The sequence below is a fragment of the Gottfriedia acidiceleris genome (assembly GCF_036421055.1).
In the GTDB taxonomy this organism is placed as follows: Bacteria; Bacillota; Bacilli; order Bacillales; family Bacillaceae_G; genus Gottfriedia; species Gottfriedia acidiceleris_C.
This window is the reverse complement of the sequence record NZ_JAZGQS010000011.1, coordinates 11,911-35,269: the sequence shown is the minus strand read 5'-3', so window position 1 is coordinate 35,269 and position 23,359 is coordinate 11,911. Positions and strand designations below refer to the sequence as shown.

The following is a 23,359-nucleotide window of genomic DNA, read 5'->3' as shown; positions in this document are numbered from 1 at the left end:
AATTGAGCAAAAAAAATAAACCCCTCATAAACGAAGAGCAAATGAAAATACAAGCAGACCTTAATAATCTCGATCCAGGCCATTCTGTGGATGAGCACCGTAAAATTGAAACAGCCAATATCATATTTGCTGGAGAAGAAATCAGACAGCAAAATGAAAATCTATAAAAGAAATCCCTCAAAAGGTCATTTTGAGGGATTTTTATTTGTAGATAAAAAGTTCGCTAATATTTCGAGACAAAAGAGTAACCACATATCAGTAACAAGCACCGTACATACAAATGAAAGAATGGGAGCGTATGTCAACAGTCTGAAGTCCCACGAATGTTAATAACGACATTCCCCTTTTTATGGCCTTTTTCTACGTAACGATGTGCTTCAACAATTTGTTCAAGCGGGTAATGTCGATCAATAACGGTTTTTAACTTATCCGCTTCAATAAGTGCTTTTATATAGTTTAAATCTTCATTGTTCATATTTGCTACTCCAAGTATAGCTTTTTTATTACTCATTAAATTACTCCAAGCAGCTTGAAAATAAACTGATAGGTTCCATACAGCACTTAGTAGATAGACGCCATCTTTGTTAAGCAATCTTATACAATTAGAAAAGGAGCTTTTACCAACCGTATCAAAAATAATGTCATAAGTTTTTTTACTCTTAGCAAGATCTTCATTTGTATAATCGATCACTTCATTTGCACCTAAAGCTCTTACTAATTCTAAATTTGATGTACTACATAATGCTGTTACTTCTGTACCAAAATATTTAGCAAGCTGAATTGCATAAGTTCCAACACTTCCTGAAGCACCATAAATCAGTACTTTTTGTCCATTTTGAATAATACTTCTCCTAAGAAAGTGTAATGCAGTAAGCGCCCCCACAGGTACAGCTGCAGCTTGCTCAAATGACATATTTATTGGTTTTTTAGCTAGAACACCTTCCTCATGTAAAGAAATATATTCAGCATTAGCTCCAAAAGTAAATCCACTATATCCAAAAACTGGGTCCCCTGTTTTAAAATTCCTTACATTTTTGCCAACTGCAACTATTTCTCCTGCAAGCTCACAACCTAGTATTTTATTTTTCGGCTTTGTGAGGCCAAACATAAGGCGTGAAAGCAACCAATACATATAAGGAAAATCGGAGCTTCGAAGTTTTACATCTCCTGCAGTTACAGTTGTTGCATGTATTTTTATTAATACCTCATCATCTTTTATTTTTGGTTTTTCAACTTCTGTTATTTGAAGAACTTCTGGTGGACCATATTTTGTACATATAATCGCCTTCATAGGTTCCTCCATACAAACTTTAATTTAGTCATTTAAACCTATGAAATATGATTATTAAGTATACCTATATGTAGAATAAAACTGTGTGATTCTTACACAAACAAAAAAGACTGAATATAGCATATGCCATATTCAGCCTTAATCATTTTATTATAGACCTGCTTCAGTTTTTAAAACTTCTGCTTTATCAGTACGCTCCCAAGGAAGATCGATATCTGTACGGCCAAAGTGACCATAAGCAGCAGTTTGTTTGTAAATTGGACGACGTAAGTCAAGCATTTTAATAATTCCAGCTGGACGTAGGTCAAAGTTGTTGCGGATTACTTCAACTAATTTTTCTTCTGAAACTTTACCTGTACCAAAAGTATCAATAGCAATTGAAACTGGTTTAGCTACACCAATTGCATATGCTAATTGAACTTCTGCTTTATCAGCTAAGCCAGCAGCTACAACGTTTTTCGCAACGTAACGTGCAGCGTAAGCAGCAGAACGGTCAACTTTAGTTGCATCTTTACCAGAGAATGCGCCACCACCGTGACGAGCATATCCACCGTAAGTATCAACAATAATTTTACGACCTGTTAAACCAGCATCCCCTTGAGGTCCACCGATTACGAAACGCCCTGTTGGGTTGATAAAGAATTTTGTGTTTTCATCAATTAACTCAGCTGGTACAACTGGTTTAATTACAAGTTCTTTAATATCATTTTCAATTTGAGCTTGAGTAGCTTCTGGACCATGTTGTGTTGATACAACAATTGCATCAATACGAACTGGTTTGTTGTTTTCATCATACTCAACTGTTACTTGAGTTTTACCGTCTGGACGTAAGTATGAAACTGTTTCATTTTTTCTTACTTCAGTTAAACGGCGAGCAATTTTGTGAGATAATGAAATTGGAAGTGGCATTAATTCAGGTGTTTCATTAACAGCAAAACCGAACATTAAACCTTGGTCTCCTGCACCGATTGCTTCAATTTCTTCATCTGTCATGCTACCTTCACGAGCTTCTAACGCTTGGTCTACACCTAGAGCGATATCTGCTGATTGCTCATCGATAGAAGTTAAAACTGCACATGTATCTGCATCAAATCCGTATTTTGCACGATCATAACCGATTTCACGGATTGTTTCGCGAACGATTTTTGGGATATCTACATAAGTAGAAGTTGTAATTTCACCTGCAACAAGTACTAAACCTGTTGTAACTGAAGTTTCCGCTGCTACACGAGCATTCGGATCATTTGTTAATATTGCATCAAGAATTGAATCTGAGATTTGGTCACAGATTTTATCTGGATGTCCTTCTGTAACTGATTCTGAAGTAAATAAACGACGTTGTGACATTGAGTCCCCTCCTAAATTGAATTGACGGATCTCTTTTTTCTCAACATAAGAATAAAAAGTTTGTTCCTATTCCTATGTTTCCCATTTAAGATAAAGATAACTCAGTGTAAATTACGAAATTGCCACTGTATTTAAGTTTTGGGCAAAAAAAAAGCCTTCCTCTTATCAAATATTACATGAGGAAAGGGTCTTTGTATTTGCCTTTCGCTCTTATCGTTCAAGACATAAAAAAGTCTTGCATCAGGTTCAGCACCTTTCACTAAAAGTGAGGTTGCTGGGCTTCGTAGGGCCTGTATCCCTCCACCTACTCGGGATAAGAGAGTATCCGTATGAAAAGTATCATATTAAAATTTCACTTTCTTGTCAACAATTTTCATCATAACTTAGACATAATTCTACAATAACTTTATCTCTACATTCATTTCTATTTAATGGGAAATTACTAATTATTATGCTTACAGTTAAATAAATTACTTCCTTAAATAAGTAAATTTTACTCAAATTTATTTTTTAATCAAATTCATAACACATTTTGCTAACTAATAGTATACACTATTAAAATAAATGTGTTATACTATTTATCGAGATACCTACATGGCAGACAAATTAATATTTTAAAGGATGGTATTAGTATATGAAGACAGTTGATGTAAACTTTGAATTAAACGAATTACTTACTAGTAATCAAATGTATAACCAACTAAGCGTTTCTGAGTTAGTTGAAAAAGTCCTAACAAGACAAGAAGGAATTTTAACGTCAACAGGAGCAGTTAGCGTTTCAACAGGCAAATATACTGGACGTTCACCTAAAGATAAATTTATTGTTAAAGAGGCATCTGTTGAAAGTTTAATCGATTGGGGTTCAGTAAATCAACCAATCTCTGCTGACGTTTTCGAAAAATTATATAGCAAAGTACTTAACTACTTAAAAGATCGTAACGAATTATTCTTATTTAAAGGATTTGCAGGTGCTGATACTGAGTATCGTTTACCAATCCAAGTAATTAACGAATTTGCATGGCACAACTTATTTGCTCATCAATTATTTATTCGCCCAACTGAACAAGAGCTTCAAACTCATGAAGCAGAATTTACAATTGTTTCTGCTCCGACATTTAAAGCAGACCCTGTAGTTGATGGAACAAATTCGGAGGCATTTGTTATTGTATCATTTGAAAAGAAAATTATCTTAATTGGTGGTACAGAATATGCTGGAGAAATGAAAAAATCTATTTTCTCAATCATGAATTTCTTATTGCCACAAAATAATGTTTTACCAATGCACTGTTCTGCTAACGTTGGTAACGAAGGCGATGTAGCATTATTCTTTGGACTATCAGGAACTGGTAAAACAACATTATCTGCAGATGCAGACCGCAAGCTAATCGGTGACGACGAACATGGCTGGTCAGATAATGGTGTATTCAATATTGAAGGCGGTTGCTACGCTAAATGTATCAATTTAACATTTGAAAAAGAGCCACAAATTTTCTCTGCAATTAAATTTGGTACAGTGTTAGAAAATGTTGTTGTTAAATCTGATAGCCGTTTAGCTGACTATGATGATACAACTTTAACAGAAAATACTCGTGCTGCATACCCAATGCAAGCAATTCAAAATATCATTGAGCCAAGTGTTGCTGGACATCCACATGCAATTATCTTTTTAACTGCTGATGCATTTGGAGTATTACCTCCAATCAGTAAACTAACAAAAGAGCAAGCAATGTACCATTTCTTAAGTGGATTTACTAGTAAATTGGCAGGTACTGAGCGTGGCGTTACTTCTCCACAAGTAACATTCTCAACATGTTTCGGATCACCATTCTTACCGCTTCCAGCTGTAGAATATGCTAAAATGCTTGGTGAAAAAATTGAAAAACATAATGTAAATGTATTCTTAGTAAACACTGGTTGGACTGGTGGAGAATACGGCGTAGGTAAACGTATGAATCTATCTTACACAAGAGCAATGGTTCACGCTGCACTTGAAGGTGATTTAAACAACATTGAAACTACACAAGATGAGTTTTTCGGTTTAGCAATTCCAACTCATGTACCTGGTGTACCTGATAGCGTATTAGTTCCTTCAACAACTTGGAAAGACAAATCAGCTTATGATCAAAAAGCTCTTGAATTAGTAACTAAATTCAAAGAAAACTTCAAAAAATTTGAAGGCTTTGATGCTAAATTAGCTGAACTTGGTGGACCTTTAAAATAATCTAATAATTTATAATGAAAGGCTGTCCAAAAAGTCAGAATCAATGACTTTTGGGCAGCCTTTTTTGATTTCAGTATTAAATAACCTTCAGATAATTCATTAAAAGGAAATTATTAACATTTAAAGAATAAGATTATGTACATTAAATAAACTGAACATCATTACTAATCACTAATTATTAATCGAATTAAATGGAGGATAAAAATGAGTTCTATAAAGAAAATTACTCTGATTTTCTCATTTACTACTATTTTATTAACCACCTTTTTTTTATTTAATACTGTTACCTCGTCTAATAAATTAGATAAGCATGATTCTCTATCTTCTAAAGAAAGTGAGCCGAATATTGAATCTTTTTCCAAAAGATATTCTGAATTTAAAGATTCCGACAATCAATTACTTTATGGAGTGGAATATTATTTGGTCGTATCAGTACCAGAACGTTATAAAAACGATATAAAAAATGGTCGAATAGAAATAGAACTACCTAAAAAGATCCAATCAATATTTGGAATCAATATTGAAGAAATAAATTATAATCAAGTATACGAAATCATAAATGGAAGAGCCGTTTTTAAGCTCTCAAGCTGTATTGCTACTTCAAATATGAAAGTGGATCAAAAAAATTATATTAAAAATAATTATTATGATCTTTACACTATAAAAATTTATTCTAATAAAAATAAATTAATAAAAAGCGATGTTATAGAAGTACAAAAATTTAAATAAGAATTGAAATTACATAAAAAAATGAGCCAATCTTCGGCTCATTTTTTTTCAAATTTGATTAGGAGATTATTTTTGAGCTGGTCTATTCCCCATAGAAATAGAGATACGATTCCAACTGTTAATTTGATTGATGATGAATACAAGATTTGCATATTCATTTTCGCTAAAGTATTTACTTACACGATTATATAGTTCATCAGATACACCTTTATTCGAAATCAGTGTGATATGCTCAGCTAACTCTAAAGCTACTTTTTCTGCATCTGTGTAAAAATCACAATCTCTCCATGCACTAATACAATATAAACGTTGTTCCGTTTCTCCTATTTCTCTTGCTTCAGATGTATGCATGTCGAGACAAAATGCACAACCATTTATTTGTGAAACGCGAATTTTAATAAGTTCACGAAGTTTATCGTCTATACCTGCTGATTTAATATACTTTTCCATTTGCATCATTATTTTTAATGCTTCTGGAGCCAATTTTGCATAATTAATTTGTTTTTCCATTTTAATTCCCCCTAAAAAATTTAATTCTAAAAATAGAATTTATTGTAGTGGATCAATTTAAATTGACGACAATATTAATCGCCGATTTATAGTATCTATATTAAAATGTTTATTTCATTATGTCAAACTTCTTTAAACTTTATATTTCTCCTAAAGTAAATGTTTGACAAAGAAATAAAACATTTCTAAGATTAATTAAAAATAATTTCATTTATGAAGAAGGTGTTTTAATGCAGTATAGTGTTGGAGTCGAGTATGCACTTCATTGCCTTGTTTATTTAATTGACACGCCTGAAGATTCTCCGATTGGAATAAAGGACCTATCCTTCTTTCAAGGTGTTTCAGATACATATCTTTCAAAGATTTTTAGTAAGCTTTCTAAGGCTGGTATCGTTAGTTCAGTTCCAGGAGTTAAAGGTGGTTTTAAACTAGCTAAATCTCCAGAAGAAATTTCTTTTTGGGATGTAATTGAAGCAATTGAAGGTTCTAAGCCTATATTTCAATGTAAAAATATTAAAGACAACGGCTATCTTTTTAGAGAAAAAGGATGTACTCCAAGTGCCACCTGCACAATCAATTTAGTCATGCTCTCTGCCGAAGAAAAAATGCATGAGTATTTACGCAGTAAAACACTGTCATGGTTAAACAAAGAGTTAGAAAGTGTATTGCCTAACGAAATACGTGAAGATACTCGAAAATTTTTTACAAAAAGTTGATAAAACCCTCTCCAATTTCCTTAAAAAGGAAGTAAGAGAGGGTTTTCTTTATTTATTCATCTTCTCCTGCACACCTATTTCGCCCATAAGTAACCGAGCGATTGTAGCTTAGAGTACTCCGCATTCACCCATTTTCTCCTATTGCATAGGCTAATTGTATATTTTCAATTAGGAGGGATTAAATGAAAATCAAATGGCTCGTTATTTTGTTTTTATTAGTTGCTTCTACTTTAGGTGCATGTTCGAAAGATAAACCTAAAGATGGAACCACAAAAGTGAGAGTTGCAGAAGTAACGCATTCATTATTTTATGCGCCTCAATATGTGGCTATTAGTGAAGGAATCTTTAAAAAGCATGGATTGGATGTTGAAATAACAACTACTGCTGGTGGAGATAAGACGATGACTGCTGTATTGTCAAACGGTGCAGATATAGGATTAGTTGGACCAGAAACAACTATATATGTATACGCTCAAGGTGCAAATGACCCAGTAAAAAGCTTTGCCCAATTGACTCAAACTGATGGAACATTTCTAGTAGCTAGAAATCAATCTGTACCATTTAATTGGGATCAACTAAGAAACAAAACATTTTTAGGTCAAAGAAAAGGTGGAATGCCACAAATGGTTGGCGAATATGTCCTAAGTAAACATGGGATCGATCCACATAAAGATTTGAACCTTATTCAGAATATTGACTTCGCAAATATCGCAAATGCGTATGCTTCAGGTACTGGAGAGTATGTGCAATTGTTTGAACCTACAGCAAGCATTATGGAAAAAGAAGGAAGAGGTAAAATCGTTGCTTCATTCGGCTTGGAATCTGGAAAAGTTCCTTACACTGCTTTTATAGCAAAAGAAAGTTATTTGAAGAAGAATGCGCAAACAGCTCAAAAGTTTACAGATGCAATTTATGAAGCTGAACAATGGGTTGATACTCATTCCGCAGAAGAGATTGCAAAAAGTGTTGCGCCATTCTTTAAAGATACTCCTTTAGACATTTCAATAAAAGTTATTGATCGTTATAAGTCTCAAAATTCTTATTCAACAAATCCAATATTAGAAGAAGATGAGTGGAATAATCTTCAAAAGATTATGAAGAACTCTGGTGTACTACCAAAAGAAGTTCCACACTCAGTTTTAGTTGATACAAAATTTGCCGAAAAATCTACGGAGAAGTAGTAGGTTAACAAAATGAGTTATCTAACAGTTAATGATATTTCTCATGTGTTTTTATCGAAGGAAAAGGCAATTAAAATATTGGATGGCTTAACGTTTGAAGTTGAAAAAGGTGAATTTGTATCAATATTAGGTCCAAGTGGCTGTGGAAAAAGCACACTTTTATCGATCATTTCTTCATTGCTTACTCCATATGACGGTTCAGTAAAGTTTAAAGGCAAGCCTTATGATATAAAATCGGGGGAAATTGGTTATATGCTTCAGCATGACTATTTATTCCCTTGGAAAACAATTAAAGAAAATATTTTTCTAGGTCTTCAGATTCTAGATAAGGATACTGAAGAAAATAAAAATCGAACCTTAAAATTGCTAAATGAAGTTGGATTAAAGGATTATGAAAATGCGTACCCAAGAGAATTATCTGGTGGAATGAGACAACGCGTTGCATTAGTGAGAACTCTCTCCACAAGCCCTTCAATTGTATTATTAGATGAACCATTTTCCGCTCTAGACTATCAAAATAAAGTAAAGCTGGAAGAATTAGTTTTCAACTTATTTAAGAAGTTAAATACTACTGCTATTTTAGTAACACATGATATTGAAGAAGCGGTAGCTATGTGTGATCGGGTTATTACGCTAACAAATGCACCAACAAAAATATCAAAAATTTTCAATTTACCAGAAGAATTACGCATTCGCCCTCCTTTTGACACACGACACCAATCACTCTTTTCTTCTTATGTTTCTGCGATTTGGAAGGAGTTGGAGAAACGTGGATAAAGTAAATGACGAACTAAAATCCTATCATGCCAGTATCGTCAAAAAAAATCGCCGTAAAAAGCTACTCATATTTTTCTTCCAACTATTAATTATTATTATCTTTTTTATAGTTTGGGAGCTTTTAAGTCATCGAAAAATAATTGATCCATTATTGTTTAGTTCACCTACTAAAATTTACGATTTATTCATCGCAAAATTGGGAGATGGCTCCATTTATCATGATGCAATGACTACAATCACTGAAACAATTATTGGTTTTATATTAGGCACAATTATAGGGATCATTCTAGCAATCATTCTTTGGTGGTATCCATTTGCCTCAAAGGTACTTGATCCATTTTTAGTAGTATTTAATGCCATGCCAAAAGTCGCCCTTGGACCAATCATCATTGTAATTTTTGGTCCCTCCTATTCTTCCATAATTGCTATGGGGATTATAATAAGTTTTGTCATTACAGCCCTGGTTATATATCAAGCCTTCTTACAGGTAGACGAGAATTACGTAAAAGTCATTAAAAGTTTTGGGGCTACAAAAACTCAAATCTTTAAAAATGTCATCTTTCCTGCTAGTATACCTACCGTCATTTCAACATTAAAAGTAAATGTCGGATTAGCTTGGGTAGGAGTGATTGTCGGAGAGTTCTTAGTTTCAAAAGACGGACTTGGCTATTTAATCGTTTATGGTTTCCAAGTATTTAATTTCACTCTGGTTCTAATGAGTGTATTAATCATAAGTGTATGTGCTGCTTTAATGTATATTATTGTTGAATATATTGAGAGAAAAACAATAAAGAAATAATATAGAGTAATATGTATTAAAGCTCACTTAAATAGTGAGCTTTATGCTGTTAAAAAACTATCTTGTCAAATTAATTATCAAATTTTCGTAAAAGGAGTAGATTGTTGTTGCTTTCCACTACAGGATGCTCGCTTTCCAACGAGATTCTTTCGCCTACTCGGCAAGCCTGCGGGGTCTTTAGCCTTCCCGCTAATCCCAGAGGAGTCGAGCACCCCTCCTTAACGATCAAGTTATTTTAAACAAAAAAAGTTTACGATATTACAATATTTTTTACTTAGAGTATTAAAAAAGCTCACCTTATAAAAGTGAGCTTTTTTTAGTATTCAAGTAACTTAAACTTTGTGAAAAAACTTCATCGCGCATGATAAAACTAAATCGGCGATCTTTTTTTATGTTTGGTGGAAATTCGTCTAATAAGACAGGACCGTTTGTTTCAAAATAGTGCTTTTGAGTTAAAAGTTCTCCTATTTCGGCAAAATAAATATTTTTTATGATAATTTTATCTTTACCTGTAACACGGTATTGCCCTAAATATTTAATTTTCGATACATTCCCACCTGTTTCTTCTAAAACTTCACGTTTAGCTGCTTCTTCAGGTGATTCGCCTTCCTCGACTTTTCCGCCTGGGAATTCGTATCCTCTTCTTTGATGGTCTGTGAGTAACCATTGGTCATTGTATTTACAAATAACCCAAACATGTTTTGGATCGGGTGAAAATGGATGCTTCTCAAACGATAATTCAACTGTATTATGGTAAAAATCTTTAAATATGTACATTTTAACCTTCCTACATTCATACTTGTTTTTCCATTGTACTATTTCTATTAAAATGTTTCATCATTATTGAAATAATATTCCTGAAACTTTATGAAAATATTTGATTGCCTTGCAAATTGGACAGTATACTATATCATAGTAGTATAACTATTTAGGAGGATATAGTATGACTGGAGTATTTGTTGTTAGTGGAATTATTATCGTTGTTGTATTCGGTGCTTTCGTTCTTACTGTAAACAAAGGCTATGGTGTTCAACATAAAGTCGATAAGCTAGAAGACGTAAAAATGAAAAATAACCATGATAAGAAATAATTCTAGCAGACGAAAGGTTTGTTTATGAATAAAATTTTAATCGGAATCATTAGATTTTATCAAAAATGGATTTCACCTGCAACGCCACCATCATGTAGATTCTATCCTACTTGCTCTAGTTATGGACTAGAGGCAATACAAACCCATGGTGCGCTTAAAGGAACTTATTTAACGACTAAAAGAATACTTAAGTGTCACCCACTACATCCAGGTGGATATGATCCTGTACCTGATAAAATAAATAAGGAAACAAAAAAAGATACGGTCAAAGAAACTTGAATCGAAAACAAGTTTAATTGATCGTATTTTTTTATTTAGTTATTTTTATTGAGAAGTAAATTTATAAATCTTTTTAGAAATGCTTCGGATTCTCTCTTCATCCACTTCTACCCCTAAACCAGGGAAAACTGGTACTTTAACTTTTCCATTTATTAAAGCTACCTCGGGATAAATGAGATCCTGCTCCCAATGTCTAGATGAAGCCGAAATATCTCCAGGTATTGTAAATCCGGGAAGAGATGCTAATGCAACATTTTGAATTCTAGAAATTCCAGTTTCAATCATGCCTCCAACCCAAATTGGAATATTCTTTTCAACACAATAATCATGAATTTCAATTGATTTAGTTAATCCTCCAACTCTCCCAGGCTTTAAAGTAATGATTCTGCAAGCTTTTAATTCATATGCAATTTGAACATCTTCTAAAGAACATATACTTTCATCCAAACAAACTGGAGTAGAAATTTCCTTTTGAAGAATAGCGTGCTCGATGAATTGGCGTTCACCGAAGGGCTGTTCAATCATTAACAGATTAAATTCATCTAATTTTTTTAATTTCGGAATGTCTTCAATTGAATAATCTGAATTGGCATCAATCATTAGAGGGATTGTTGGATAGCTATTTCGTATAGTTGATACTATTTCGTAATCATTTTCCTTTGAAACTTTAATTTTAAATCGGTCATACCCTTCTGTTACATATGCATTAATTTGTTCCACCATTTTTATTGGCTCGTCTATGCTAATTACAACCCCAACTGGAATCTCTGTCTTATTGCCCCCTAAAGCTTGTGCTAAAGTGATTGAATTTAGTTTACTATACAAATCCCAACATGCACCTTCAAGCCCAGATTTAGCCATTTGATTGCCTTTAAATTGATTTAAATGTATAGCAACTTCACTTGGATGATTATACTGTTTTTCTAATAGGATCGGTATAAAAAAATCCTGTAAAGTATGAAGAGCTGTTTGAATCGTTTCCTCTGTATACCACGGCTCTGAAAAAGCAACAACTTCTCCATAACCACATACTCCGTTGGCATCTAACATTTTAACAATTATACTTTCACGTTTTTCATATGTACCATAGCTTGTTTTAAAAGGTACTTTTAGAGGCTGCTCAATTAAAAATAATTCAATTTGCCTTATCAACATGTTTATTCCCCTTATAGAAGCTTAAGTAGCTCTCTTCTAACTAGCTTGTTTGTTGCATTTCTTGGTAGGTTATCTACATAAAATATTTCCTTTGGAATTTTATACCCTGCTATTTTGTCTCGACAATAGTCAATTAGTTCTTCTTGTGACGGAGGATTAGGGGATTTACTTACAACAAATCCAACAGGTACTTTCCCCCAAGTTGGGTCTTCTTTACCTGTTACACCAGCTTCAATGATATCTTGATGCGATAATAATACTGATTCAATCTCTGCTGGATATATATTCTCTCCACCGGAAATAATTAAGTCACTTCGACGGTCAACTACAAATAAAAAACCATCCTCATCTACGTAACCCAAATCTCCTGTATATAGATACTCCGATGAATCAATTGACTTGGCAAGTTTATAATAACCTTTACTCACATTCGGTCCCTTGACTACAATTTCTCCTACTTCTCCTGGTGAACAAGTTCGTTGATCGTCTCTTATTTCTAGCGTACATCCAAATAAAGCTTTACCTGCCGAACCAATTTTAGAAAGCATATATTCAGGAGATAGCGTTGCAATTTGTGAACAAGTTTCAGTCATCCCATATGTTTGATAAACTGGCACATTTAATGCTTCTGCCTTTTGTAAAAGAGGTAACGGAGCAGGCCCTCCACCAAGCAAAGCTGCCCTTACGCTGTTTAAATCATTTGTCCCCTCAACAATTGTTAATAAATCATTTAATACTTTGGTTACAACGGAGAGAATTGTTACATTATGCTTTATGACACAGTCCTTAATGGTATGAGCATCAGCTTTATTCGTTAACACAATTTTCATGCCATAAATCGCACTTTTATATACAGTAGATAAACCACCCACATGGAACATTGGCAAACAGACTAGCCATACATCTTTATGATCTAATCCTAAATTTAATACTGAAGCAATTGCACTACTCCAATGATTCAAATAAGTTTGTATAACTGCTTTTGGGAAACCAGTTGTACCAGATGTGTACATCATAGTTGCGATTTTATCTCCATCAAAATTAGACTTGATTGGAAATTCCTTTGTTTTGCTGTTCTCCATTTCATTTATATTTAACAGTTTTATATTAATAGGAATCTTCATCGTATTTGATTTCGCTACGATTAAAAATTCAGAATCACTATTTTCTAATTGATATGCGATTTCGTCATCACTTAATCTTATATTCAATAAAATTGATGTTGCTCCAATATAATGAAGTGCATAAACAACTTCTATAAATTCAACCGAATTATTCATTAAAACAGAAACGTGAGATCCGTCATTAATGCCAAAATGGTGAAATTTATAGGCAAGATTTATAACTCGATCATGTAAATCCTTAAACGTAATTTCCTTTTCATCTGTTGCAATTGCTATTCGATTAGGAGTTAATCTGACTCTCTCAAGCAAAAAATTCGGAATTTGGTTCATTTAAAACACTTCCTGACTGTTGTTATCTAAAAAGTATTCAAAAAAGCTTGATGATTTCTCATCAAGCTTTTTTTTTCTTTCAAATCAAGGGAAACGTGGGAATTTATCGAAATCAGGTGTACGTTTTTCTTTAAATGCATCGCGACCTTCTTTTGCTTCATCAGTTGTGTAGTAAAGAAGTGTTGCATCTCCAGCTAGTTGTTGAAGTCCAGCTAAACCGTCTGTATCTGCATTCATTGCTGCTTTTAAGAAGCGAAGTGCAGTTGGACTTTTTTCAAGCATTTCTTCAGCCCATTTAACTGTTTCAGCTTCTAATTCTTCTAAAGGTACTACTTTATTAACTAAGCCCATATCTAATGCTTCTTGTGCATTATATTGACGGCATAAGTACCAAATTTCACGAGCTTTTTTGTGCCCTACAATACGAGCTAAATACCCTGAGCCATAACCAGCATCAAAGCTACCAACCTTAGGACCAGTTTGTCCAAATTTAGCGTTTTCAGCTGCGATTGTTAAGTCACATACTACATTTAATACGTTACCTCCACCGATTGCATAACCGGCTACCATTGCAATTACAGGTTTTGGAATAACGCGAATTAAACGTTGTAAATCTAATACATTCAGACGTGGAATGCGATCTTGTCCAACATAACCACCGTGTCCGCGAACACTTTGGTCTCCACCAGAACAGAATGCTTTTCCACCTTCACCTGTTAAAATAATAACACCAATTTTTTCGTCGTCTCTTGCATAAGCAAAAGCATCAATCATTTCTGATACTGTTAATGGCGTAAATGCGTTATGTACATGTGGACGATTGATTGAAATTTTAGCAATCCCATTATATGTAGAATATAAAATTTCTTCATACTTTCTTTCTTGTACCCATTCAATAGTCATGAAATTTCCTCCTTATCACTTTTCAATAAAAACCCATTTACTATTGTAGCAAATTTTCCCGAATGTTCCACATGAATTGCATGGCCTGCATGTGGAATTTTACTAATTTCGCTATTTTCTATCATCTCATTCATTTTCCCCATTATTAAACAAAACTTATCATCATATTCCCCACAAACTAATAAAGTAGGTTTTTTTAATTGCCTCAAGTCACTCCATAAAGATGGCTGAATGCCCGTGCCCATCCCTTTTAAACTATTACTTAAGCCAATTGGTGACTGATTTAATCTTCCTTGTTTAATCCTTTGTTGTGACTCTGATGTCAATTTCTTTTGAGTTGAAAATAACGGAATGTTTTCCCAATAATTAACAAATACTTCAATACCTTCATTTAGGATCATGGAAGATAAATGATGATCTTGTTCGATTCGAGCTAATCTTTCATTTTCAGATTTAAGACCAGCCGTGCAACTTTCTAAAATAAGCGATCTAATTCTTGATGGATAGGCTAAAGCGAAATAGAGGGCTAGTCTACCTCCCATCGAATAGCCCAATAAATGCACAGAATCAATTTGCTTTTGTACTAAAAAATCATGTAAATCTTTAGCAGCAAATTCCATTCTGTACCGCTCTTCATTAATTGGACAACCTGTCTTTCCATGACCTAATAAATCAATTGCAATTACATGATAATTTCGTTCTAGTTTACTGATTAAATCTCCCCAAGTCTCCTTTGAACCAGTGAAACCATGTAATAATAATATTGCTTGCCCTTGGCCAGATTCAATGTATGAATATGTGACCTCATTTATTTTAATTTCCATGAACAAGAACACCTAATTTCATTTCTCGTATTCTGCTTTAACAATGCTCCAAACTTTTTGATGAAGATCATAATTTTCTTTACGATTTGTTTGGATTTCTATTACATGTAACCCATTAATCTTTTTAGCTAATTCATCTTCTAATTCAAACCAATTATGAATTTTGGTATGTACTCCACCGAAGAGAGCAGTTGCATGCTCGAATTCCAATCCTAAAGGAGTTCCAAATAAGTATTCGAAATGTTTTTCTTCTTTTGATTGAGGTAAAAACGAGAAGATTCCACCCCCATCATTATTCACTAGTATTACCCTTATAGGTAAATTGTGTAGTTTAGACAGGACTAGACTATTTAAATCATGATAGAAAGATAAATCTCCAATTAATAATGTGACACTTTCTCCCGCTGCTGCCATCCCTAATGCGGTTGCAATTGTCCCATCTATTCCATTTACCCCTCGATTACAAGCAATTTTTAACATTTTAGATTGATTATGTAAAAACGTATCCACATCACGAATAGGCATACTGTTTGAAACAAACAATGTACTTTCTTCAAGTAAATTTTTTGCTAAAACTTGAACGATTTTCCCTTCAAAAAGTTCATCAAACTGTTCTGCTTGTTGTAGACCATTTTTTGTTTTTTCGTTAATTGTTTTCCATTTATTCAACCAATCTAATTCTAGATTACTTGTTTTCTGATACGAATCCAAAATTGCATTACAAAACTGGATATCATCACAAGAAATCATTTGAGTTGCTTTTAACGTCGGATCCCTCCATAAGTCTCCTTCATCAATTACAATTAGCTCGCAATTTTTTTGCTTTTGTATATATTGGCTAAACGTTTTAGAAACAGGCATTGCCCCGAATCGTACGATAACTTCAGAATCAAGCGAATCAACAATGTCTTCAAAACGAAGAAATGTATCGTATGTATCAATTACATTCGAGTCTTCATTACCACCAATCGTTCTTCCATTTGAAAGAGGATCACATAGAACTGGATAGTCTAATAAATTCCCTAAAGATTTAATCTTCTTTAAAGCTCCTTCTTCAACATAAGGACCACAAACTAATAAGCCTTTTCTTTTTGATTGAAAAAGCTTCGTGAATTCATTACTTGTTTCACTTGAAATTGTCGCAAGAGTTGCAGTAAGAATTGTGTAAGCAGCATTTTTACGCTTTCCTGCTGTGAATAAGTCCTCAATCGCAAAATTTGGAACCAATGGTTCTCGAAGTGGCACATTCATATGTACAGGCCCCATTGGAGCAGTCACACATGAACGGTACAGTCGATTAACGCTTGAACGCGCGTATTCGTACATAGCTTCTGAGGCCTCTGGTAAAGCTAGCTCAATGAATTTTTTTACAAATGAACCATATAAACCAATTTGATTCATAGCTTGTGGTGCACCTATATCTCTAAGCTCATGAGGTCGATCAGCTGTCAGGACAATTAATGGAATTCTAGATTCCTTTGCTTCGGAAATGGCTGGCATATAATTAGCAGCAGCTGTTCCAGAAGTACAGATTAAAACTGTAGGCTGTTTCGTACTTTTCGCGATTCCTAAAGCAAAAAATGCAGCCCCTCTTTCATCTATTGCAATATATGACTTTAATTTTGGATGTTCATTTACTAACATCGATATTGGCGTAGAGCGTGAACCAGGACTTATTACAACGTTTTTAATATTTAATGCACTTATTTCATCTACAAGAGCACCAATATACTTTGTTAGTGCTTCATTATCTTTCATTTCGTAACCCTCCTAATGCATTTAGCATTGGCAGAAACTTTACACCAGTTTCAAAAAATTCTTCCTCTGGTTTTGAATCTTGTACAACACCACAACCAGCATATAATTTTGCTTTATCTTCTTTAATTAAGGCACTACGTATGCCTACAGCAAAATCACCATTTCCGTTTAAATCAATCCACCCTATCGGTGCCCCATACCATCCCCTGTCCACAGGTTCAAGTTCACGAATTAATTTACATGCCTCTTCCTTAGGAAATCCTCCAAGTGCAGGGGTTGGATGTAATGCTTGAATTAATTCAAATAAAGATACATGATTGTATAATTTCCCTTCAACTGGTGTGAATAAATGTAATAAGCTTTTAGTCGCCATTATTCTTGGTGTTGAAGGTATTGATAATTCATTACAATACTGTTGTAGCGTTTCTCGTATATAGTTTACAACAAAAGCATGTTCACCCTTATTTTTTTTACTATTTAATAACCAATTGGCAGCTTCTGTGTTTTCTTCCTTAGTTATTCCTTTGGCAGCAGATCCAGCAAGACACATCGAAAAAACTGTATTATTTTTCTTAGAAATTAATCTCTCGGGTGTAGCGCTAATAAATACAGTATCTTTTAATTGATAGGAAATAACATAGTTAACATTTCTTGTAGCTTCTAGTTCATAAATTACTTTTGTTGAATCTACTTCTGCAGAAAATGTTGCATTTAAAGTTCGGTTTAAAACAACTTTTTCTAATTCTTCGTTTTTCATTTGATAAATTGCTTTTTTTACACTTTGAATCCATTCATTTGGTTCAAATTCATCTTTTTTAATACACTCTGATTGTGTAAAGCTTGGTTGCTTCATTCCAAACTTTTCTAAAAAGTCATCATACTCTTTATATTGAAGTAATAAATCCTCTACGGAAGTTTGTTCATTAATTTCATAATTAGAGGTGATGAATGTCCCTTCATTTGTAACCGTCACCATTAATTTAGGTACATAGAAATGAGAGGTACCAAAATTCTTCCAATCTTGATCATTTTTATAGTTATCAAAAAAAGAGAAACCCCCAAGAGCTATCGGTCCTGTACCAAAGCAATTTTCTTGCTCGATATACACTTGCTCTCCAAAGCGTTTCCATTCTTTTTCTATTGCAGAATACTGTTCTTCTGTACTATGATGAAAAGGAACTAAAGTACCAATTCCTGTGAGAATTAACGAGTTTTCTTGGTTTGACCAATAAAAGCGTTCAGTAAAACCCAATTCATGATAAAAATGGTAAACACTTAGGGGATGGATATTCATTATTTTTTCCACTTTACAAATGAAACGTTTTGAACAAGCTTTTGCCCTTTGAAGAGAATGCTCAAAGAAGGCAATCGATTCCAGTTGACCTGTTCTAAGCATAATAGTTCCCCCTAGCTTAAATATACGTTAAATACATGATATAACTAAAGATACAACGATGAATGTAGACTGTCAATTTTATGAAGTTCGTCCATACTTTTTTAAAGTAAAATGACCTACATTTTCAAATAATATTAAAAAGGAGGATGTTAAAATGCAACCAACTGTACAATCTCCAACTTCCTCAACAGGTTTTAGAACATGGTGGAATTTATTAAGACCACATACATTAACCGCAGCGTTCATTCCTGTTGCGATTGGAACAATGTTAGCGCACATAGCTCACTCATTTCATTTACTTTTATTTCTTTCAATGCTTATCGCAAGTTTATTGATCCAAGCCGCTGCGAATATGATTAATGAATACTATGATTATAAAAGAGGGCTAGATCATGAAGGTTCTGTCGGTATCGGTGGAGCAATCGTAAGAGATGGTATTAAACCTTCAACAGTTTTAAATCTTGCTTTTACTTTTTTTGGTATCGCTCTTCTATTAGGTATTTATATTTGTATTCAAAGTAGCTGGTGGATAGCAGTTATTGGACTTATTTGTATGGCAGCAGCTTATTTTTATACTGGAGGACCACTTCCAATTGCTTACACTCCATTTGGTGAGTTAGTAGCGGGCTTTTTTATGGGAGTTGTAATTATTGGTATTACTTACTATATACAAGCTGGAAATTTACCATCAAGTGTAATTTTACTTTCTATCCCTACTTCAATCACAATTGGAGCAATTTTAACAGCAAATAATATTCGTGACCTTGATAATGACAAAGAAAATGGACGTAAAACACTTGTCATCTTATTAGGTAAAAAGAATTCAATTATCTTTATTGGTTCATTATTTGCAGTTGCATATGCTTTAGTTATTTTATTTGTTATCATGAATTTAATTACACCTTTTGCACTTATTTCATTATTAAGTATTCCTGTTGCAATAAAAGCAACAAAAGGTTTTATTGGTAAGACCCAACCAATGGAAATGATGCCAGCCATGGCAGCAACAGCAAAAACAAATACTATAATGGGATTCCTTCTTGTTATAGGCCTAATTATTGGAAATATTTTTTCCTAATTCAGGCAAAACAATTCCTCATAAAACTTAATTCATGTTTTCCTCCTTTTTGAACAAAATATGGATAGTCATATTCATTTATTGAAAAGGGGGAGCATGATGCTTTCACAATCACAAATCCAAACATTTAAAAACGAACTACTGAAACAAAAACAACATATAGAAGAAAGACTAAATGATCCAGCTTTTACACCATACTCACTTAGAGATTCTGTTGATGAGCTTTCACTTGCAGACAACCACCCAGGTGATTTAGGAACTGAATTATATGAGCGTGAAAAGGACATATCTCTTCATGAGCATTTAAGAAATGAACTAGATGACGTTAATACAGCGTTACAAAAAATTGAAAATGGAACATATGGTATATGTGAAGTAAGTGGTGAACAAATACCTTTTGAGCGGTTACAAGCTCTTCCTACAGCAAAAGCGATGATCGAACATACTCATGATCAGCATATATCAAGTTCTAGTATAAGATACGATCGTCCTGTTGAGGAAGAAGTATTAAACCCTCCATTTAGTAGAGATCCTAAAGATCGCTCAATGATGTATGACGCTGAAGATTCACTACAAGATGTAGAAAGATATGGAAATTCTCAAACACCATCAGATTTTGAATTTAATAATATTGAGGAATATGGAAGCACATTTACTGAGAGCTATGAAAATGTAGGTTATGTTGAGGAATTTGAAAACTTTATCGGTACTGATATTTACGGAAAAAATCGAACTGTCTACCCTACAAAAAAACATGAACAATATGAACAAGATCTTGATGACTATGAAGAACAAGCTTTAAACGGAGAATTATCTGAAATTGATGTGAAAGACATTGAAAAGTACTAAATGAGTTAAAATTTCATTAAAAAACGATTACTACAATGTAGTCGTTTTTTTTATATTTTGAAATTAAATACATATACTTAATCAAGACAACTTACTTGAGGAGGTTTTATGAATATTAAGTTAATCGTTTTATTTTTCTCCTTATACTGTTTATTTTTTATTTCTTCTATTTTATTTCCGATCGACTACGATTGGTATAGTCATCTAATTAAACCTAGCTATACTCCTTCAGGAAAATCAATCGGAATCATTTGGGCATTCTTATATTCTTTCATTTCTTTAAGCGTATGTATAATCGTTTCTTCAGGAGAATCCTTTAAAAAAGCAAAATGGTTTTATATTATATTTATTATTAATTATGTATTTAACCAGCTGTTTAGCTATTTTCAATTCAAACAAAAAGATCTACTTATGGCTACAATTGACTGCGGACTCGTCTTTGTTACAGCAATTCTTTTAGCGTTCATCGCATATAAATATTCAAAAACTTCATTTGTACTACTAATTCCCTATTCTATTTGGTCATTATTTGCAACCTTTTTAAACTACAATATATACGTACTAAATAGATAGATTTTTAGATTAATATAAAAAAGGCATCCTAAAAAAGGATGCCTTGAACATAACAAAAATTATTTTTTGTTTACGTTAGCTGCTTGTGGTCCACGGTTTCCTTCGATGATTTCGAATTCAACTTCTTGACCTTCTTCTAAAGTTTTGAAACCTTCGCCTTGAATTGCAGAGAAGTGTACGAATACGTCGTTTCCACCTTCAGTTTGGATGAATCCAAAACCTTTTTCGCTGTTAAACCATTTTACTTTACCGAATTCCATCGATAATACCTCCTAGAAATACATATATACACTATTAATGCGTGCATAAAAGAGGGATAAAGAAAAAGAACGTCATTGTCCAATCGGCTAAAGGATTGCTACAACATTGAAAGTGGTCAAAACTTCTTTTCAAGACAAAGAAAAATGAGCGTTACTAAAAATTTTGTAGTGCAAATGTATCGTTAATTTCTTACCTTCAAATAAATATGCAGTTAATAGTAACTTAAATATATCATATCTAAAAAAGTGCGTCAATGACACTTAGGCTTAATTGAGAGAATTTTTTATATAATTCTTAAAATTTATCTTTATACATTTAGACCTACCTTTCTTCCTTTAAAAATGGTATAATTTCTCACTTACTAGTCAAAATAAATGAGGATTCTGTAATAATTTATCAAATTTTTTATTATTAAATAACTAGATTTTAGTATTACAATATTTGTATAGTTAAACTAAAAGGAGGCATAAAAATGAAAAATTCTCATGAAGTTACCTATAAAATTCATGGCCATGATATGCAGTTTGTACAAGTAGAGCTTGATCCAAAGGAAACAGTCGTTGCAGAAGCTGGAGCAATGATGATGATGGATGATGGTATCGAACTTGAAACAATATTTGGTGACGGTTCACAACAATCAGGTGGATTATTTGGAAAATTAGTTGGTGCGGGTAAACGCCTTGTTACAGGTGAGAGCTTGTTTATGACTAGTTTTACAAACCGTTCAAGTTCATTAAAAACAGTCAGTTTCTCGGCACCATACCCTGGAACAATCATACCTTTAGATCTACATGAGTATGGAAATAAAATTATTTGTCAAAAAGATTCTTTCTTAGCCGCAGCAAAAGGCACTTCAGTTGGAATCGAGTTTAGAAAGAAATTGAGTACCGGTCTATTTGGTGGTGAAGGCTTTATCATGCAAAAGCTCGAAGGTGATGGCCTTGCTTTCTTACATGCTGGTGGTTCAATTTACCAAAAAACTCTTCAACCAGGTGAAAAAATTAAAATTGATACGGGATGTATTGTTGGCTTCACTGGTGATGTTAATTATGAAATTGAATATGTTGGAAATGTAAAAACTGCACTTTTTGGGGGAGAAGGTCTATTCTTCGCTACATTGCAGGGTCCTGGAACAATTTGGGTTCAATCATTAACTTTAGCAAGATTAGCTTCTCGAATTGGTCAATACTTACCAAACTCATCTAAAGAAGAAGGAAGTATATTAGGTGGCCTTGGAAATCTACTTGATGGCAATGATTAATCGAGACTACTTTCGTTTACATACAAAAAACTAGTCAATGAAATCTTGACTAGTTTTTTTCTGTACTATTAGATTACTTCTTCTTCTTCTGGTTCTGCCTCACGTAATTTGTAAGTAAAAGTTGGAGTATAATCATAATCCAACTGCATCTTTTTAATGCCTTCAATATAAGTCGTTAGATGATGACTATTCTTAATAGACCCTTTGTTTAGTGAAAAAGTGATTGGATGTTTCACTTGAACGTATTCTAAATAAATATTTAATGGCTTCACTTCCACTTTAAAGGGTGGGCTTAAAGGGACCATATCATATAAATTTACAAATCTTAAACTATGCCTAACATTTTCATCATAGTTTTCTTTAAACTTTATATTTCCTACTTTTGGAGAGCCAAATGTGTAGACATTCGGGTTACAAATTCCAGTCATTGCTATTTCATATCCTAATAACGTTGCCAATGACCCACCTAAGCTATGGCCCGTTATGAATATTTTTTTTGAAAGAGCCTTTTCCTTCACAATGGCTAAAATCATTTCTCGACAAGATTGATAAATTGATAGAAACCCCGAATGGACACACCCACCGTTCATCACATAAGGAAATAAGTCTTGATCAATTTTTAAATCGGCTAACCAATCCAAATCTGATTTCGTTCCTCGAAACACAATGATTACTGATTCACCATTTTCAATAATGTAGCCAAACCATTCTAGCTGGCTAATTGCACATGCTTTAATTGTATCTACTAATGAATAGCTTGCTGGAATCATAAATTTCCCGTCATTATCAAACTGAACATATGCCTGTTCAATGCAAAGTAATAAATCTAAGGCCTTATCATAGTCAACTGAAAGGAATTTCAACGTACCACTCCTTTCTTGCTTTCATCATTATATGAAAAACCTCC

25 protein-coding genes and 1 riboswitch are annotated in these 23,359 nt (G+C 33.4%); of the genes, 13 read left to right on the top strand and 12 right to left on the bottom strand.

Translation table 11 applies throughout. The features are described from left to right. Nucleotides 1-2 precede the first annotated feature (2 nt). Nucleotides 3-167, top strand: coding sequence for a hypothetical protein (locus tag RAH41_RS16840; protein ID WP_331224104.1), 165 nt, complete (start codon nt 3-5; stop codon nt 165-167). A gap of 134 nt (nt 168-301) precedes the next feature. On the opposite strand, the gene RAH41_RS16835 is transcribed toward RAH41_RS16840, so the two are convergent. Together RAH41_RS16835 and metK are read right to left on the bottom strand one after the other, a co-directional pair. Continuing rightward, entirely contained in the window at nt 302-1,291 is a 990-nt protein-coding gene (locus tag RAH41_RS16835) for an NAD(P)-dependent alcohol dehydrogenase (protein WP_331224103.1), read from the bottom strand. 150 nt (nt 1,292-1,441) lie between these two features. After that, nucleotides 1,442-2,638 carry a methionine adenosyltransferase gene (gene metK / locus RAH41_RS16830; RefSeq protein WP_331224102.1) on the bottom strand — a complete coding sequence of 399 codons (1,197 nt, stop codon included), beginning with the start codon at nt 2,636-2,638 and terminating at the stop codon, nt 1,442-1,444. A 207-nt stretch (nt 2,639-2,845) separates the two neighbouring features. After that, nucleotides 2,846-2,958, bottom strand: a riboswitch (SAM riboswitch). Between the two features lie 314 nt (nt 2,959-3,272). Here metK and pckA point away from each other — a divergent pair. Together pckA and RAH41_RS16820 are read left to right on the top strand one after the other, a co-directional pair. After that, a complete protein-coding gene (gene pckA / locus RAH41_RS16825) occupies nt 3,273-4,859 on the top strand; it encodes a phosphoenolpyruvate carboxykinase (ATP) (protein ID WP_331224101.1) in 1,587 nt (528 codons plus the stop codon). Between the two features lie 204 nt (nt 4,860-5,063). Beyond that, nucleotides 5,064-5,588, top strand: coding sequence for a hypothetical protein (locus RAH41_RS16820; protein ID WP_331224100.1), 525 nt, complete (start codon nt 5,064-5,066; stop codon nt 5,586-5,588). A 66-nt stretch (nt 5,589-5,654) separates the two neighbouring features. Here RAH41_RS16820 and RAH41_RS16815 read toward each other — a convergent pair whose 3' ends face one another. After that, on the bottom strand, nt 5,655-6,098 hold the full coding sequence (locus RAH41_RS16815) for a carboxymuconolactone decarboxylase family protein (RefSeq protein ID WP_331224099.1): 444 nt from the start codon (nt 6,096-6,098) through the stop codon (nt 5,655-5,657). 230 nt (nt 6,099-6,328) lie between these two features. Between RAH41_RS16815 and RAH41_RS16810 the strand changes: the two genes are divergently transcribed. The 4 genes from RAH41_RS16810 (at nt 6,329) to RAH41_RS16795 (ending at nt 9,571) form a co-directional block, all read left to right on the top strand. Beyond that, a complete protein-coding gene (locus tag RAH41_RS16810; RefSeq protein WP_331224098.1) occupies nt 6,329-6,814 on the top strand; it encodes an Rrf2 family transcriptional regulator in 486 nt (161 codons plus the stop codon). A 188-nt stretch (nt 6,815-7,002) separates the two neighbouring features. Then, complete coding sequence (locus RAH41_RS16805; protein ID WP_419471622.1) at nt 7,003-7,995, top strand: ABC transporter substrate-binding protein; 993 nt, start codon at nt 7,003-7,005, stop codon at nt 7,993-7,995. Between the two features lie 12 nt (nt 7,996-8,007). Next, nucleotides 8,008-8,772 (top strand): ABC transporter ATP-binding protein, encoded by a 765-nt coding sequence (locus RAH41_RS16800; RefSeq protein ID WP_331224096.1) that lies wholly within the window; start codon nt 8,008-8,010, stop codon nt 8,770-8,772. Beyond that, nucleotides 8,765-9,571, top strand: coding sequence for an ABC transporter permease (locus tag RAH41_RS16795; protein ID WP_331224094.1), 807 nt, complete (start codon nt 8,765-8,767; stop codon nt 9,569-9,571). The genes RAH41_RS16800 and RAH41_RS16795 overlap by 8 nt, the downstream gene beginning before the upstream one ends. A 297-nt stretch (nt 9,572-9,868) precedes the next feature. On the opposite strand, the gene ytkD is transcribed toward RAH41_RS16795, so the two are convergent. Continuing rightward, entirely contained in the window at nt 9,869-10,348 is a 480-nt protein-coding gene (ytkD, locus tag RAH41_RS16790; RefSeq protein WP_331224092.1) for an RNA deprotection pyrophosphohydrolase, read from the bottom strand. Between the two features lie 166 nt (nt 10,349-10,514). On the opposite strand from ytkD, the gene ytzI reads away from it, so the two are divergent. Together ytzI and yidD are read left to right on the top strand one after the other, a co-directional pair. After that, the gene (gene ytzI, locus RAH41_RS16785) at nt 10,515-10,661 is read left to right on the top strand and encodes a YtzI protein (protein ID WP_331224090.1); all 147 of its coding nucleotides are present in this window, start codon (nt 10,515-10,517) and stop codon (nt 10,659-10,661) included. Nucleotides 10,662-10,685: 24 nt separating this feature from the next. Next, the gene (gene yidD, locus RAH41_RS16780) at nt 10,686-10,940 is read left to right on the top strand and encodes a membrane protein insertion efficiency factor YidD (protein WP_098233478.1); all 255 of its coding nucleotides are present in this window, start codon (nt 10,686-10,688) and stop codon (nt 10,938-10,940) included. A gap of 45 nt (nt 10,941-10,985) precedes the next feature. Here the strand turns inward: yidD and menC are convergent, their stop codons facing one another. From menC to RAH41_RS16750, 6 genes are all read right to left on the bottom strand, one after another. Beyond that, a complete protein-coding gene (gene menC / locus RAH41_RS16775; RefSeq protein ID WP_331224088.1) occupies nt 10,986-12,095 on the bottom strand; it encodes an o-succinylbenzoate synthase in 1,110 nt (369 codons plus the stop codon). 11 nt (nt 12,096-12,106) lie between these two features. Continuing rightward, nucleotides 12,107-13,549 carry an o-succinylbenzoate--CoA ligase gene (locus tag RAH41_RS16770; protein WP_331224087.1) on the bottom strand — a complete coding sequence of 481 codons (1,443 nt, stop codon included), beginning with the start codon at nt 13,547-13,549 and terminating at the stop codon, nt 12,107-12,109. Nucleotides 13,550-13,633: 84 nt separating this feature from the next. Next, nucleotides 13,634-14,452 carry a 1,4-dihydroxy-2-naphthoyl-CoA synthase gene (gene menB, locus RAH41_RS16765; protein ID WP_331224085.1) on the bottom strand — a complete coding sequence of 273 codons (819 nt, stop codon included), beginning with the start codon at nt 14,450-14,452 and terminating at the stop codon, nt 13,634-13,636. Continuing rightward, on the bottom strand, nt 14,449-15,276 hold the full coding sequence (gene menH / locus RAH41_RS16760) for a 2-succinyl-6-hydroxy-2,4-cyclohexadiene-1-carboxylate synthase (protein WP_331224083.1): 828 nt from the start codon (nt 15,274-15,276) through the stop codon (nt 14,449-14,451). Before menH ends, menB begins: the two co-directional genes overlap by 4 nt. 18 nt (nt 15,277-15,294) lie before the next feature. Continuing rightward, nucleotides 15,295-17,034, bottom strand: a complete 1,740-nt coding sequence (menD, locus tag RAH41_RS16755) for a 2-succinyl-5-enolpyruvyl-6-hydroxy-3-cyclohexene-1-carboxylic-acid synthase (protein ID WP_331224081.1) — start codon at nt 17,032-17,034, stop codon at nt 15,295-15,297. Continuing rightward, on the bottom strand, nt 17,024-18,430 hold the full coding sequence (locus RAH41_RS16750; protein WP_331224079.1) for an isochorismate synthase: 1,407 nt from the start codon (nt 18,428-18,430) through the stop codon (nt 17,024-17,026). Before RAH41_RS16750 ends, menD begins: the two co-directional genes overlap by 11 nt. A gap of 154 nt (nt 18,431-18,584) precedes the next feature. On the opposite strand from RAH41_RS16750, the gene RAH41_RS16745 reads away from it, so the two are divergent. The 3 genes from RAH41_RS16745 to RAH41_RS16735 all read left to right on the top strand — a co-directional run bounded on the left by RAH41_RS16745 (nt 18,585) and on the right by RAH41_RS16735 (nt 20,930). Continuing rightward, on the top strand, nt 18,585-19,508 hold the full coding sequence (locus RAH41_RS16745; RefSeq protein ID WP_331224078.1) for a 1,4-dihydroxy-2-naphthoate polyprenyltransferase: 924 nt from the start codon (nt 18,585-18,587) through the stop codon (nt 19,506-19,508). Between the two features lie 99 nt (nt 19,509-19,607). Beyond that, nucleotides 19,608-20,357, top strand: coding sequence for a TraR/DksA C4-type zinc finger protein (locus RAH41_RS16740; protein ID WP_331224077.1), 750 nt, complete (start codon nt 19,608-19,610; stop codon nt 20,355-20,357). Between the two features lie 108 nt (nt 20,358-20,465). Then, nucleotides 20,466-20,930: a TspO/MBR family protein gene (locus RAH41_RS16735; RefSeq protein WP_331224075.1), complete on the top strand. Its 465-nt coding sequence runs from the start codon at nt 20,466-20,468 to the stop codon at nt 20,928-20,930. A gap of 59 nt (nt 20,931-20,989) precedes the next feature. Here the strand turns inward: RAH41_RS16735 and RAH41_RS16730 are convergent, their stop codons facing one another. Continuing rightward, nucleotides 20,990-21,190 (bottom strand): cold-shock protein, encoded by a 201-nt coding sequence (locus RAH41_RS16730; protein WP_088013613.1) that lies wholly within the window; start codon nt 21,188-21,190, stop codon nt 20,990-20,992. 473 nt (nt 21,191-21,663) lie between these two features. On the opposite strand from RAH41_RS16730, the gene RAH41_RS16725 reads away from it, so the two are divergent. After that, a complete protein-coding gene (locus RAH41_RS16725) occupies nt 21,664-22,452 on the top strand; it encodes a TIGR00266 family protein (protein ID WP_069034766.1) in 789 nt (262 codons plus the stop codon). Nucleotides 22,453-22,520: 68 nt separating this feature from the next. Here RAH41_RS16725 and RAH41_RS16720 read toward each other — a convergent pair whose 3' ends face one another. Next, nucleotides 22,521-23,315, bottom strand: coding sequence for a lipase family protein (locus RAH41_RS16720; protein ID WP_331224072.1), 795 nt, complete (start codon nt 23,313-23,315; stop codon nt 22,521-22,523). Nucleotides 23,316-23,359 lie beyond the last annotated feature (44 nt).

Excerpts from the sequence above, each read along its gene's own strand:
- RAH41_RS16835 (WP_331224103.1), bottom strand. The coding sequence starts at position 1,291 with ATGAAGGCGATTATATGTACAAAATATGGTCCACCAGAAGTTCTTCAA.
- metK (WP_331224102.1), bottom strand. The coding sequence starts at position 2,638 with ATGTCACAACGTCGTTTATTTACTTCAGAATCAGTTACAGAAGGACAT.
- pckA (WP_331224101.1), top strand. The coding sequence starts at position 3,273 with ATGAAGACAGTTGATGTAAACTTTGAATTAAACGAATTACTTACTAGT.
- RAH41_RS16820 (WP_331224100.1), top strand. The coding sequence starts at position 5,064 with ATGAGTTCTATAAAGAAAATTACTCTGATTTTCTCATTTACTACTATT.
- RAH41_RS16815 (WP_331224099.1), bottom strand. The coding sequence starts at position 6,098 with ATGGAAAAACAAATTAATTATGCAAAATTGGCTCCAGAAGCATTAAAA.
- RAH41_RS16810 (WP_331224098.1), top strand. The coding sequence starts at position 6,329 with ATGCAGTATAGTGTTGGAGTCGAGTATGCACTTCATTGCCTTGTTTAT.
- RAH41_RS16800 (WP_331224096.1), top strand. The coding sequence starts at position 8,008 with ATGAGTTATCTAACAGTTAATGATATTTCTCATGTGTTTTTATCGAAG.
- ytkD (WP_331224092.1), bottom strand. The coding sequence starts at position 10,348 with ATGTACATATTTAAAGATTTTTACCATAATACAGTTGAATTATCGTTT.
- ytzI (WP_331224090.1), top strand. The coding sequence starts at position 10,515 with ATGACTGGAGTATTTGTTGTTAGTGGAATTATTATCGTTGTTGTATTC.
- yidD (WP_098233478.1), top strand. The coding sequence starts at position 10,686 with ATGAATAAAATTTTAATCGGAATCATTAGATTTTATCAAAAATGGATT.
- menC (WP_331224088.1), bottom strand. The coding sequence starts at position 12,095 with ATGTTGATAAGGCAAATTGAATTATTTTTAATTGAGCAGCCTCTAAAA.
- RAH41_RS16770 (WP_331224087.1), bottom strand. The coding sequence starts at position 13,549 with ATGAACCAAATTCCGAATTTTTTGCTTGAGAGAGTCAGATTAACTCCT.
- menB (WP_331224085.1), bottom strand. The coding sequence starts at position 14,452 with ATGACTATTGAATGGGTACAAGAAAGAAAGTATGAAGAAATTTTATAT.
- menH (WP_331224083.1), bottom strand. The coding sequence starts at position 15,276 with ATGGAAATTAAAATAAATGAGGTCACATATTCATACATTGAATCTGGC.
- menD (WP_331224081.1), bottom strand. The coding sequence starts at position 17,034 with ATGAAAGATAATGAAGCACTAACAAAGTATATTGGTGCTCTTGTAGAT.
- RAH41_RS16750 (WP_331224079.1), bottom strand. The coding sequence starts at position 18,430 with ATGCTTAGAACAGGTCAACTGGAATCGATTGCCTTCTTTGAGCATTCT.
- RAH41_RS16745 (WP_331224078.1), top strand. The coding sequence starts at position 18,585 with ATGCAACCAACTGTACAATCTCCAACTTCCTCAACAGGTTTTAGAACA.
- RAH41_RS16740 (WP_331224077.1), top strand. The coding sequence starts at position 19,608 with ATGCTTTCACAATCACAAATCCAAACATTTAAAAACGAACTACTGAAA.
- RAH41_RS16735 (WP_331224075.1), top strand. The coding sequence starts at position 20,466 with ATGAATATTAAGTTAATCGTTTTATTTTTCTCCTTATACTGTTTATTT.
- RAH41_RS16730 (WP_088013613.1), bottom strand. The coding sequence starts at position 21,190 with ATGGAATTCGGTAAAGTAAAATGGTTTAACAGCGAAAAAGGTTTTGGA.
- RAH41_RS16725 (WP_069034766.1), top strand. The coding sequence starts at position 21,664 with ATGAAAAATTCTCATGAAGTTACCTATAAAATTCATGGCCATGATATG.